Below are 12,322 nucleotides of genomic sequence, written 5' to 3'. Positions count from 1 at the left end.
GTTATACCCCTCTCTTATCCGGATGCCAAATAATTTTATGAAGCTGCATACTGACTTTTACATCCGGCATGCGCGCCTCAAGAACTTTGTTTACAAGTTTTGCAGGCGGCATCGTTTCCCACACGGGACTGAACAATACCTGTCCTTGTTTGTGATGCATGTTGACGACAGATGCTGCGAGATCGAAATCTTCATCACTGCCGATCACAAATTTAATCTCATCCTGAGGCTCCAAGTAATCGAAATTCTCATGAACCATGCGATCCATCTCTCCGGAAGCGGGAAGTTTATAATCCATAACAAACCTTGCTTTTTTGTTTATGCAGCGATCGTTCTCCCTTAGTACTTGAAACGGTTCAAGAGGGATCGCACCATTTGTCTCTATATGAATATCTTCTATTCTTTCAATTTCAGCCATCGCTTTAAGGAGTGCAGCAGATTTTTCCCGGTGAATCAGCGGCTCTCCGCCTGTAAAGCAAATTCGCTTAGATGAAAATGCATTGATTCTCTCGATGATTTCTTCAATCGTTGCTTCAAATTCCGGTTTAGCTGGAGCATAGCTGTAAGTTGTATCACACCACGTGCACCGAAGATTACAATGGAATACACGTACAAAAATCGTAGGAAATCCTGCGGCCATCCCTTCTCCTTCGATGGTCTCAAAGATTTCTACCATCGGAACCTTCCATTGAGAATAGACGTCAGTTGACGGCAGGTTAAAATGATTCGTCATGTTCCATCCACTCCCTTTTTAAGGTTGCATAGCTTGTAGGTGTCTCATATAAAACGATTTCTTCCAAGCGGAACCCTTTTTCTTTCCAATGGTACTCTTTTAATTTTTTATCAAATTCTTCCCAGATCCAAACGATCATATTTTCAGCTGTTGTGTTCATGTCCGGCAGCACTTCATTTAAATAGCGATGATCCAGCCTGCTCTCGATCGCTTCTTTGTAGATGTTTTTAATGTCACCAAAATCCATCGAGATTCCAACCGGATCAACAAAGCCGCTGATCGTCAGTATCAGCTTATACGTATGGCCATGGAGGTTCTTGCATTTCCCTTCATAGCAATGCAGGTGGTGAGCAGCATCGAATGTAAATTCTTTCGTTACTGCAACTCGCTTATGATGGTACTTCAGGTTGCTTCGCTCTATATCTTCATCTATTTTTTGAACCTTCTTCGGAATTTCAAACTCCACATCATTCATCCTTCCAAGAACATGGAATACCCATAAAAAAATCCCTACACCAAAAGATGGTTCGGGAGAGAGTGAAAGATTATATAAGTTTCCACGCTCCCTAGTTTTTTTTAGCGAGGGGGGGGAATTTCGAACCCTCATTTTTATAACTGCCTATTAAGAATAGCAAATATGTCAGAAAAACTAAAGCTTTCTGTTATACTGTATGGGGAAATTACAACAGAAAAAGGAGATGCTGAAAATGAAAGCAAGCAAATGGATTCTCGCCGGAGTGGCCGGCTTCGCGGCAGGATACTCAGCAGCAAAGCGAACACCACAGAACCTGACTCCTGAAAAAGCCCTAAACATTGTAAAGAGCCGAACAAAAGATGAATTTATGGTCACCGGCTCCTGGATCGGTGTTCACACCGAAGAAGTGAAGCGTTTCGGACTCCCATATACCGTTTACAAAGGCGGACTTTCTAGCACACTCAACTCTACTCTTACTCAGTTTGATTTTATGATTGATGCAAAAACAGGAACGATTCTTGATATTTCAAAACATGGTGAAAAAGCGGAAATATTGGCTTAATGAACAATCTGCTTTAAAAAAAGCAGACGAAAAAAAGCGCCGCGTGTATGCGGCGCTTTTTATTATTAGTTAAAATCCTTCACATGATTGTACAAGTTATTTTTAATTTTGAATTTCGTTGTAAGGTACTGTCCTTTTTCCCAAATCGTTAACAAGTATAAAGGGATCAGCAAGACAAGGGAAAGAAGCAGAATAATCACGATGTAATCCATCTTCGTGCCCACTTGGTCTTCATGCGATTTTTTATACTGCTCAAGCTCAGGACCTGCTTTTGCAACTTCCTGCTCTGTCAGCATTTTATTGTTTTTCGGATTGTAATAGACAATATCCTTATGTTTGAAGTAAAAGACATTATCTCTCAATGTTTTGTAAGAACCCATTCCGACAACAATTTCAGCAGTGTCGAGCTTTGGATCATTGTTTGGTACTGTCTTGAGATCTGTGATCTCAATGCTGCCTTTTTTGTAATCGTAGTGCTTTTCTTTCAGCCCTTTTTCAATGGATGCTTTCATTTCATTGTCCGCTGTCGCTCCTGCTGCGGAAGCGATAGAGGCAAAGGAAAAAACAAGAGAAAAAACGGACAATAGTGCAACAATCTTCCTTTTCATCAAAATCCTCCTTGCTTTCAGTCCTATTCCAATTCTAATCTCTTCCATCATATCATATATTTCCTTTTTATTTACCCGGAAATTTTGACAAAGACTTACTTTTTTTGCCGAGGTATGCTCTCTATGATCTTTCCGCCGGCATCCCATTTCACTGCGCGGTACACAGCATCATGGTAAAAAAAGTACCATGTTTCCGGCTTGATCCATTTTTGCTTTTCGTATATCGAGGTCATTGGATAATCATCATAAGCGAGTACCCAAAGCGGATTCTTATGTGCGTGGGTTGGCATTATATCCCCCAGGTGATAGAGGACAGTCCCTTCGGTTTGGATTTCGATAATACTGTGCCCGTCACTATGTCCACCCGTATGGATCATCTTAATGCCGGAAATAGGCTCAAATGATTCATTAAATGTTTCCACCTGGTGTTCAATGGGTTTCCAGTTTTCTTCCCAGTATGTATTTCTTGAACGGATATTCGGATTCTTCAGTTCCTCCCATTCAGTTTCAGACGTATAGATGACAGCGTTTTCAAAAACCGGCCTGATCTCCCCTTCTTCACGCTTTGTTAACCCAGAGGCATGGTCAAAATGCATATGCGTCATCAATATGATGTCAATATCAGCGGCAGATATTCCAATTTCCTCCAGACTCTCTTCAATGACAGATTCTTGATGCACACCGTAATTGCGCTTTTGTTTTTCACTTAGCTTCCCGTTGCCGATTCCTGACTCGATCAGGATGTTCTTTCCGAACCCCTGAAGCAAAATCGGTTCTGTTCTCAATTCAATTTGATTCAGCTCATTCACAGCATATTTTTTGCTCCAAAGCGGCTTTGGCACTACACCAAACATGGCACCCCCATCCATATGAGTGACCCCGCCATCAAGCCAGGTTAACGTCAGACGGCCTAGTTTCCATTGATCCATTGTTGACTCTCTCCTTTGCAACAATTAAAAATAGTCTGAATTCAGTGTACCATATTGCCTGCAGATTTTCAGGCAAATAAAAAAACCCGGGCATTCCCGGGTTACTTTTTGGAACGGAATTGCGCTTCTGTCCGATAAATCCTGAAACCCTTGGACGAAAATTTCTCTTCGTACTCCGTCATGATATTTCCTTTAAAATCACTTTTATGCAAATCAAGCCAAACTTGTTTTAGGATCATGCCATATTTCGAGAAGCTATGGAGGGAATACTCAAATAAACCCTGATTATCCGTTTTAAAATGGATTTCTCCCTCATCTTTAAGAATGGTTTCGAAAGTGGACAGAAACGATTTGTAAGTTAAACGCCGCTTTTCATGCTTGTTTTTCGGCCATGGATCGGAAAAGTTAAGATACACTCTTGACACCTCACCCGGCTCAAAAAAATCAGTCAGCTTTTGGGCATTTTCTCTGATCAGTTTAACATTGCCGATCTCTTCCGTAACAATCTTCTCCAAGGCAGAGACGATTATGCTATCGTAAATTTCCATACCGATATAATTGATATCCGGATGGGCTTTCCCCATTCCAGTCACAAAGTTTCCTTTACCCGTCCCGACTTCGATATGAATCGGATGATCGTTCCCAAAATACTCGTTCCATCTGCCTTTTAAATCAGCAGGATTGGGGGCAACAATTTCAGGATAATCATTTAGCTTTTCTTTTGCCCATGGTTTAAAACGCTGACGCATGATCTATCTTCCTTTCTTACATCCAATACCGTTTGCACAACTTCGACATTTTAACACGAAAAGCGGCAAAGCAAAAGGCTAGGTTAAATTCACCATTCAAAAAAAAGAATCCGCATCGGTTCGTTGCGGATAAATTCTTCTGTATTCCATACCCTATGATTATTGAACATTTACCAAGAGCTCATTAGAAGGACGTGAAGATAAATGCCGCTTGATTATACCCATCAGCTTACCCTGTTAAGGGACATTCTTCAAGATCATCATACGGATTGCAAGGGTACGCCGCAGGAGTGCGCCCAGTTGGAACGTCTGGCTAACCAACTGATGCAGCATGGGAATTTAAATAATGACGTGAAAGACGTATTGGGTCTCATTAACACCTATAGCCATGATGGCTCCACCCATGAAAACCTTGAACAACATATTACAAATCATAAGCCGCATATCGAAAATTGGCTGAATACGATCCAGCCGGATCAATTTTCATAGCAAATGAACAGAGATTTCCTGGGGAATAAATGGAAATTGTCGAACGGTTAATTAATATAATAGCTTTTTTGCAGAACTTGCTTTAAAAAATTGTACCAGTATTCCTTTTCAGCGTCATGTTCCCTATCACTATGCCAAAATACCGACAAAATGGTTTGTGCGACGATATACCAATGCATCCGGCGCTGAAGATCAACGGTTAATTCCACTCCGTAAGTGGAGAGCCATTTTGACCAATTATCACGCGGAACATACCAGTACAGCAGCATTCCCAGGTCAAGGGCCGGATCAGCAATCATCGCGCCATCCCAGTCAATGAGATATAACTCGTTGGTTTCGCTCAACAACCAGTTATTATGATTAACGTCACAATGGCAGACGACTTTCTCGTCATGCTGGATGACGTTTTTTTGTAATTTTAAATAACGGACGGCCTCCTTAATTTTCGGAGGACATTCATGTTGATATTGAATGTTGGTTTCTATATCATCAATAATCAGTTCTGGAGTGAGCGGCTTCTTACCCAGGCGTTTTAACATATCAAGGAGTTCTGAAGACTTATGTATTCTGCCTAATAGTCTTCCTACAGCATCATTCATCATTTCGGATGCTTTAAGTTCCCTTCCGTTTAGCCACTTTTGAGCCGTAATCACATCTCCGTTGCCCAATCTTTTTGTCCATAATAATTTCGGAACAATTCCTTCCGCCGAAAGTACTGCAAGAAAAGGTGACGAATTGCGCTTAAGAAAAAGCGTCTGATCTTCATATTTAGCTTGATATGCTTCTCCTGTTGCCCCACCAGCCGGCATGATCTGCCAGCCTTTGCCTAGTAGATGTTCCAAATCGTTCACCTTCAATCTCATGCGGAAAGTTAATATGTCCTGTTTTATATCGGTTAATAAACACCTTATTTAAAATTAAAAAACCTCTACGAATACATTATTTTAACACAGCCTGAGAAAAAATCGTACATATTTATGTTCCATAAAAAATTATTCGGCCGATTGGACAGCCATCGTAAATCCTAGAGGAGGGATGAGAAGCGTTCCAGAATCTGTTTTATACAATCCATCCTCCTTCACCTCCAGCGCCTCTGCCGTCACTGTCCAATCGCCAGGGGATGGGAGCTGGTAAACCTTCTCGCTTGGATGGCTGTTGTACAGGAGGAGGATATCTTTCCATGTGTCCACCCTTTCTGAGCTTTTGATCCTGAACCCAAACATTCCTTCAGGCAGCCCGTCGAGAAGAGATAAGGAATGTTCAATCGTTTCAGGTTCATCCAAACGAAAAGCGGGATGGTTCTTTCTGATTTGAAGGAGCTCGGTAACATATTGCACATCTTTTTCAAATTTAGATCTTCGCTCCCAATCGAGCCGGTTGATTGAATCGCCAGATTTATAGCTGTTGCCATCCCCTTGTTTACTGCGAAAAAACTCCTGGCCGGCATGGAGGAACGGTACCCCCAGTGAAAAAATCGTAAGTGCTGTTCCAAGCAGGTGCCTTTTTCTTAGTACCGTCTCATCTTCATTAGGGTGCAGCGTAAGCAAACGGTCCCATAACGTATGGTTATCATGGCATTCAATGTAATTTATACTTTGGCCCGGTGTATTAAACAATCCGTGCTCTTTTGAGTTGCCTGATACATTTTCATACAGCCTCTCGATCTGTGAAGTATCCCCATTAATGAAACCTTCATTGGCGGCATGAAAAATATTCCCTTTTACAAGGTCGCGGAAACGGTCATTAAAGAACGAGATCCCCGGCATCCTGCGTGCAGAATCAATACAGGCTTTTTGGTCTTCATCCAGCCACGTGTTCATCTTCCATCCTTCTCCCAAAATAAAAACAGAAGAGTTGATCTTCGCCAGTTCTTTATAGGTCTCATTCATCGTTATGATGTCGTGAATCCCCATTAGATCAAAACGGAAGCCGTCCACTTTATACTCCTCCGTCCAATAAAGCACGGAATCGATGATAAATTTCCTCATCATAAATCGTTCGGAAGCGGTATCATTTCCAACACCCGTTCCATTGACAGGGTTTCCGCCATAATCAAACCTGAAGTAATAGCCTGGAACAATCTTTTCAAAATTGGACGTCTCTCTGATAAACACATGGTTATAAACGACATCCATGATAAGCCGCAGGCCATTATTATGCAGGGAGGCGATCAAAGCTTTATATTCCTTTATCCTTGAGACCGGGTCCGCAGGATCCGTCGCGTATGAACCTTCAGGGACATTAAAATGGAGCGGATCATATCCCCAGTTATACTCCGTGTCTGATTTGGTTTCATCTATACTGCCGTAATCGTTGACAGGCAAGAGCTGGACATGCGTGACACCGAGGTTTTTTAAATAGTCGATTCCTGTAGTGGTGTGGCCAGGACCAGACGTGCCTTTTTCAGTAAATGCCATGTACTTCCCTTTGTGCTTCATCCCGCTTAACGGGTGGACGGAAAAATCCCTGACATGCAGCTCATAGATGATGCTGTCTGTTTTTTTGAGGGGGAGAGGCGAATTAACCGTTTCCCATCCTTCGGGGTTGGTCTTATTAAGGTCGATCACCACTCCCCTCTTCCCGTTGACCGTTACCGCTTTTGCATAAGGATCGATCGCTTCATTGACAGTATGGTTTACCCTGACTAAATAGCAATATTCGTGAAGATGATGATCGCCTGCTATTTCCGCTTCCCATACCCCCCGATCTCCAAGCTTCATAGGGTGCTCGAAAGCTGTACTCGCACTCGTAAACAGCTTTAATCTTACAGTGGACGCCGTAGGTGCCCATACTTTAAATACCGTTTTCTCAGGACTATAAACGGCCCCTAGATCTTTTTTTTCATAGGCGAAGATCTCATCAAACTCCTTTGTTCTGACTACAGCTCCCGTTTTTAACGGGATTTCCCCTCCATCCGGATATACCACCCAGTAATCTCGATAGATGGGAAGTTTCTGATCAAGCACCATATGAAAAAGCAGCCGGTCCTCCAACCGCTGTTCAGATATCTTTTTTAATGGGTAAACCCTTTCATGATCCGTCACGTAAAAATAGGCCTCTCTCGGCACTTCTGTAAAAATGACGAGCGTGACCATTGTAAAAGTATCGAGATATGCTTCGATCCGTTCTGCTTCCGCAATCGGTTTATGGTTCAAAATGCCGGCCCACCCCCTATAATACCTTCATCATCGATATGCTCTTCTTATTATTTTATCCAAATGTTAGAAAAACAGAATTCACTTTGCCTAACTTTTCGAATGAATGTCAGACTCTTATGGATAGTACTGAGGGCATGAGCGTACATTCAACAGGGGTTGTACCGAGCAGTTCCCCGTCCGCCTGTACGGTTAACGGCTCATTGCTGGTTATGGAAATAACTCTTCCTTCAAGAATAGTTACCCCGTCCAGATCTCCATGTTTACCCCAAAACACCGTAACGAAGAGAAAAAGCAGCTTAAACGGATGAAGTTCATGGACGACACAAAGCTCAAGCAAGCCATCATCCGGTTTAGCCGAAGGACAGATTTTCATTCCGCCCCCATAATAAGGCAAGTTGCCCGCTGCAATCAGCCAGACCGATGGAAATTTATACTCCAATCCATCCACGGTTACAGCGGCATCAACCGGTTTATATGTAAAAAGAAGACGAAACATGCTTACAGTATACGCAAGGTTGCCTGCTCCAAAGCGCTTCAGCCATTTCTTGTATGTTGATCGGTTGGTCAGCTTCGTCACTTCACCATCGAATCCGATCCCGGCCGTACTTACAAACCGTTTGTTACGCCTTGCCTGTCCGGGAAAGCTTTGCATTCCCGCATCGATGATTTTTTTTGCGTTCCTTTTATTTAATAGCCGCCTTTTCAAAATATAGGCCAGACTCTTGTTCTTGTTGAATCCTAATCCCCGGATAATATCATTGCCAGAACCGCCTGGCAAAAAGCCCACCGTAATTTCAGGGCTGTCCTCCAGTCCGTTGATCACTTCATGGATGGTCCCATCCCCGCCAACCGTTATGACGGCCTCGATCAGATCCCGGTTAATGCAGGAGATCTTTTTTGCAATCTCCAGCGCATGGCCTTCGCTTTCCGTATAAAAAGAGCGGTAAGCCACACCTTCAGCTGAAAGAACCTCTTTTACGGCTTTCCAGATCTTTCGGGCCTTTTTATTGTTTGCATGAATTATAAAAAAGTAGAGTTTCATTAGCAAGTCCTTGTCCTAAGAGCATGTATAAGATAACATTCGACAAAGACCGCCACTAGTCCTTTAATCCCCTGCTGTCTTCCCATTCCCTGCGCAAAATAGATTTAGTCAAAGAAGCCTTCAGCAGCAAATCTACGAACTTTAATTGGTGGCTCTTCGGCGGGCTTGGAACACCGGCCACTCTTGTATACCATGAATCAAATGTACGTTTATCGATCACCACAACATCATTCCTTTTGGTTTGTGTATCGACATAACCGTTCTGGCATAATACCGCCTTTTTCAGCTGCAGACGGTTTTTAAAATACTCCAAATAAGGGTTAAGCACAAAATCCATTCTCTCCAGTGCAATGTAGGGGCTGACAATCTTTTTATCGTTTGCTCCCTCATTGGCCTTATTCCAAAAATGTTTAGAATTCTCCTGATAAATAACATCTTTCCCTTCAAGCAGAGCGATACACCAGATCTCTCGCGGTCCAGCCAGAACCACTTCCAGCTCCACCGGAGCCGCTTTATGCCTGACAGAAGGTTTGTAAAATAAAAAATAATTATCAGGAATTTTAGTACATAAGAAATGAAGCGCTTTGTCGCTTAAATAGGACGGATCTAAAGTTGAGAATTCTTTGACCGTCGAGCTTGCCCACTTGAGCTGGTGATCAAAAATTTTACTGGAAATGGAATCCCTTTGATCCTCTCCCTCTTTGAATCTTCTTTTTTTTAGAGCAACGAATCGGCTCTGATAATGGTACAGATTTACTTCATACCTTGACACATAGTCTTCAAGCTTTACAAGCTGAGCCAACTGCCATCTCCCTCTCCTTCTTTGTAAGGTGATACTATAAAAACCATGCAGCAAAAAACGGGACGAGAACCGAAGCGATAATGCAGCTCAATCCCATCGCGACAGAGCTGTATGCGGCTGTTTCCTCACCAAACTCCATGGCTTTAGATGTCCCGATTGCATGAGAGGACGTTCCGATTCCTAAGCCCCTGGCTAAAGGCGTCTTGAACTTGAGCCAGTTGAACCAGCTTGGTGCTAAAACAGCACCTGTTATCCCTGCAATAATAACAAATACCGACGCGAGCGCAGGTGAGCCCTGGGTGATTTGGGCAATCTCCATCGCCACTGGTGTGGTTACAGACTTGGGAAGCATAGAGAGGAGCATCCTTTTATTCGTTCCGATCGCACTGGCAAAAAGAAAAATAGTGATAAGACCCACCAACGTGCCTGTAAACACTCCGACAATAATGGATAAGAGGTGGCGCATCAAGCTCTCTCTGTATAAATACAACGGATAAGCGAGAGCAACCACACCGGGACCGAGCAGTTCTTCAATCCATTTTCCGCCTTCCATATACTTCTCGTATGGGATATGGGTGAGCAGGAGGATTACAGCCATAAACAATGTTGTTGTCAGAACAGGTATAAGAAAAGCCGACCTCCATCTTTCATATATTTTTTTCATCGCGATAAAAAGAAGCACCGTGATCACTATAAAAATAAGACTAGTCCAGTGCATTAACCGATGCCTTCTTCTTGGACACGAGGCGTTCACTCGACCATCCTGTGGCTGCTACTGCTAAAAACGTGGATACAGCCGTAGAGGCTATGAGCAGCAGCCCTTTTACAGTAAAAAACTCAGGATATTTGATGATTCCTGCAGTAACAGGAATAAAGAAAAGCGGAAGATACGCCAGCATAAACGTCGACCCTGAACTCACCCATTTGCTTTTAAATTTCCCTGTACTTAGGGCTATAAACAATAAAATCATTCCGACGACACTGCCCGGAATGAATAAATGCAAACTCTCTGAAATCCATACGCCCAGCATATGAAACAAATACAAAATACCGATCTGAATGGTAATGACGAATATTTTCAAAGGCTGTCCTCTCCTTTAAGACAAAACTCTTCGATGACGTGATATTTAGGATCTTTATCCAGATGGGTCTCATACAGCACGATCGAAGGAACGTCGAAGGAAATGCCCGCGGCGGGCTTGGTCATACTCTCATCAAAAACAACATCCATCCTTGCATCTGTATGTCCCCATCTCTTGGCAAGTGTAATATGGGGAGAATACGGCCTGGACTCCAACTGAAAACCGGCTTGCTGACAAAGACGATTCACCGTTTTCTGCAAGGCAAACAGCCTTTCCTCTTCTTCCACTCCAAGCCAGAACACACGGGGCTGGGACTTCTTGCCGAAGAATCCCGCTCCTGTAACGGTAAGCGAAAAGGATGGAAGCTCTTGAATATGGTCATGGAACAAACTTTTCAGGTGGATAAGCTGATCTTGTTCGGTTTTACCTAGAAAAGCCAGTGTCAGATGAAGATCCTCTTGATGAACCCATTGTTTAAACGGAAGATTTTCCTGAAGCGTCCCTGAAAGTTCCCCGATGATACACTTTACATCAGAAGGAATTGGAACGGCAGCAAAAACATGTCTACTCATATATTTTTTCATCTCCATTAAAGGGAATTATTCTTATCTTACCAAAAACGATCACCTTGCAACCATCCAAGCTTGCTTGTTTTCTTTTAAATGTTGGATTTGATATACTTTCTTTAAAGAGAAAACGACAGGATGTGCAAATCATGAAAGTTGTTCAAAACATAGCAGAATTGATCGGGGATACTCCTTTAGTCCGCTTGAACCATCTTCCGGATCCTGACGGAGCGTCCATCTACGTAAAACTTGAATATTATAATCCAAGCAGAAGCCTAAAGGACAGAGCTGCTTATAACATGCTTATAGAGGCAGAAAAATCCGGTCTTTTAAAGCCAGGCGATACCATTATTGAACCGACATCAGGAAACACTGGAATTGGCCTGGCAATGAACGCGGCAGCACGAGGCTATAAGGCGGTTATTGTTATGCCTGATACTATGACCGAGGAACGAATCAACTTGCTTAAAGCCTATGGTGCAGAAGTCGTACTCACTCCTGGAGATGAAAAAATGCCAGGCGCCATCAGAAAGGCTAGAGAACTGCTGGCAGCGGATCCAAAAAACAGCTTTATGCCTATGCAATTTGAAAATGCAGCAAACCCTGATGCTCATCGAACCACCACGGCTGTTGAAATTATTGATGCCATGAAGGAGCTAAATAAGCCATTGAGCGCTTTTGTAGCCCCGGCAGGTACGGGAGGGACGATTACGGGCACAGGTGAAACACTGAAGGCTGCTTTCCCTGATATGACAGTGCATGTTGTCGAGCCGGCGGGATCCCCTGTTTTATCTGGCGGGAAACCAGGCAAGCATAAACTGGTAGGCACCAGCCCAGGATTCATACCTTCCATTTTAAATCAAGAGGTGTATGACGAAATCATCCGAGTAGAAGATGATCCAGCCTATGAGACCGTCAGAAGACTCGCGAGAGAAGAGGGTATCCTCGTTGGCCCATCTTCCGGAGCTGCCGTCTTTGGCGCCGTTGAAACCGCGAAAAAGCTTTCCAAGGATGAAGTTGTTGTCTGTATCACATGTGATGCTGGAGAGCGTTACCTTTCCACTGACCTGTTTCAATTTGAATAAAAATAAGAAAGTCGGCTCAACTTCCCTATTGGAATCTTGAGC

At 43.1% G+C, this 12,322-nt stretch carries 15 protein-coding genes; 3 read left to right on the top strand and 12 right to left on the bottom strand.

The annotated features are described in order from the left end of the window. Position 1 precedes the first annotated feature (1 nt). Positions 2-733 (bottom strand): 7-carboxy-7-deazaguanine synthase QueE, encoded by a 732-nt coding sequence (locus tag QYF49_RS05885; RefSeq protein WP_290398665.1) that lies wholly within the window; start codon positions 731-733, stop codon positions 2-4. Further along, positions 717-1,199 (bottom strand): 6-carboxytetrahydropterin synthase QueD, encoded by a 483-nt coding sequence (gene queD, locus QYF49_RS05880; RefSeq protein ID WP_290398664.1) that lies wholly within the window; start codon positions 1,197-1,199, stop codon positions 717-719. Before queD ends, QYF49_RS05885 begins: the two co-directional genes overlap by 17 nt. Positions 1,200-1,440: 241 nt before the next feature. Between queD and QYF49_RS05875 the strand changes: the two genes are divergently transcribed. Then, positions 1,441-1,770, top strand: a complete 330-nt coding sequence (locus QYF49_RS05875) for a PepSY domain-containing protein (protein ID WP_290398663.1) — start codon at positions 1,441-1,443, stop codon at positions 1,768-1,770. Positions 1,771-1,835: 65 nt separating this feature from the next. Here QYF49_RS05875 and QYF49_RS05870 read toward each other — a convergent pair whose 3' ends face one another. From QYF49_RS05870 to trmB, 3 genes are all read right to left on the bottom strand, one after another. Then, complete coding sequence (locus tag QYF49_RS05870) at positions 1,836-2,378, bottom strand: hypothetical protein (RefSeq protein WP_290398662.1); 543 nt, start codon at positions 2,376-2,378, stop codon at positions 1,836-1,838. A 95-nt stretch (positions 2,379-2,473) separates the two neighbouring features. After that, positions 2,474-3,307 carry a YtnP family quorum-quenching lactonase gene (locus tag QYF49_RS05865; RefSeq protein ID WP_290398661.1) on the bottom strand — a complete coding sequence of 278 codons (834 nt, stop codon included), beginning with the start codon at positions 3,305-3,307 and terminating at the stop codon, positions 2,474-2,476. A 101-nt stretch (positions 3,308-3,408) separates the two neighbouring features. Next, positions 3,409-4,056, bottom strand: coding sequence for a tRNA (guanosine(46)-N7)-methyltransferase TrmB (gene trmB, locus QYF49_RS05860; protein WP_290398660.1), 648 nt, complete (start codon positions 4,054-4,056; stop codon positions 3,409-3,411). 204 nt (positions 4,057-4,260) lie between these two features. Between trmB and QYF49_RS05855 the strand changes: the two genes are divergently transcribed. Then, positions 4,261-4,545, top strand: coding sequence for a YtzH-like family protein (locus QYF49_RS05855; protein WP_290398659.1), 285 nt, complete (start codon positions 4,261-4,263; stop codon positions 4,543-4,545). Positions 4,546-4,592: 47 nt separating this feature from the next. Here the strand turns inward: QYF49_RS05855 and QYF49_RS05850 are convergent, their stop codons facing one another. The 7 genes from QYF49_RS05850 to thpR form a co-directional block, all read right to left on the bottom strand. Continuing rightward, on the bottom strand, positions 4,593-5,387 hold the full coding sequence (locus tag QYF49_RS05850; protein WP_290398658.1) for a phosphotransferase family protein: 795 nt from the start codon (positions 5,385-5,387) through the stop codon (positions 4,593-4,595). Positions 5,388-5,537: 150 nt separating this feature from the next. Beyond that, positions 5,538-7,700 (bottom strand): type I pullulanase, encoded by a 2,163-nt coding sequence (gene pulA, locus QYF49_RS05845; RefSeq protein WP_290398657.1) that lies wholly within the window; start codon positions 7,698-7,700, stop codon positions 5,538-5,540. 109 nt (positions 7,701-7,809) lie between these two features. Continuing rightward, on the bottom strand, positions 7,810-8,745 hold the full coding sequence (locus tag QYF49_RS05840) for a diacylglycerol/lipid kinase family protein (RefSeq protein WP_290398656.1): 936 nt from the start codon (positions 8,743-8,745) through the stop codon (positions 7,810-7,812). Positions 8,746-8,800: 55 nt separating this feature from the next. Continuing rightward, complete coding sequence (locus tag QYF49_RS05835; RefSeq protein WP_290398655.1) at positions 8,801-9,547, bottom strand: hypothetical protein; 747 nt, start codon at positions 9,545-9,547, stop codon at positions 8,801-8,803. A 34-nt stretch (positions 9,548-9,581) separates the two neighbouring features. Then, complete coding sequence (locus tag QYF49_RS05830; protein WP_290398654.1) at positions 9,582-10,265, bottom strand: LrgB family protein; 684 nt, start codon at positions 10,263-10,265, stop codon at positions 9,582-9,584. Further along, complete coding sequence (locus tag QYF49_RS05825; protein ID WP_290398653.1) at positions 10,252-10,629, bottom strand: CidA/LrgA family protein; 378 nt, start codon at positions 10,627-10,629, stop codon at positions 10,252-10,254. Before QYF49_RS05825 ends, QYF49_RS05830 begins: the two co-directional genes overlap by 14 nt. Continuing rightward, complete coding sequence (gene thpR / locus QYF49_RS05820) at positions 10,626-11,201, bottom strand: RNA 2',3'-cyclic phosphodiesterase (protein WP_290398652.1); 576 nt, start codon at positions 11,199-11,201, stop codon at positions 10,626-10,628. The genes QYF49_RS05825 and thpR overlap by 4 nt, the downstream gene beginning before the upstream one ends. A 143-nt stretch (positions 11,202-11,344) precedes the next feature. Here thpR and cysK point away from each other — a divergent pair, with 143 nt between their 5' ends. Next, positions 11,345-12,280, top strand: coding sequence for a cysteine synthase A (gene cysK, locus QYF49_RS05815; protein WP_290398651.1), 936 nt, complete (start codon positions 11,345-11,347; stop codon positions 12,278-12,280). The last annotated feature ends 42 nt before the right edge of the window (positions 12,281-12,322 follow it).

It is taken from the genome of Fictibacillus terranigra (assembly GCF_030412265.1).
Taxonomy (GTDB): domain Bacteria; phylum Bacillota; class Bacilli; order Bacillales; family Fictibacillaceae; genus Fictibacillus_C; species Fictibacillus_C terrinigri.
The sequence above is the reverse complement of the archived record's forward strand: the minus strand, read 5'-3'. Positions and strand labels throughout refer to the sequence as shown.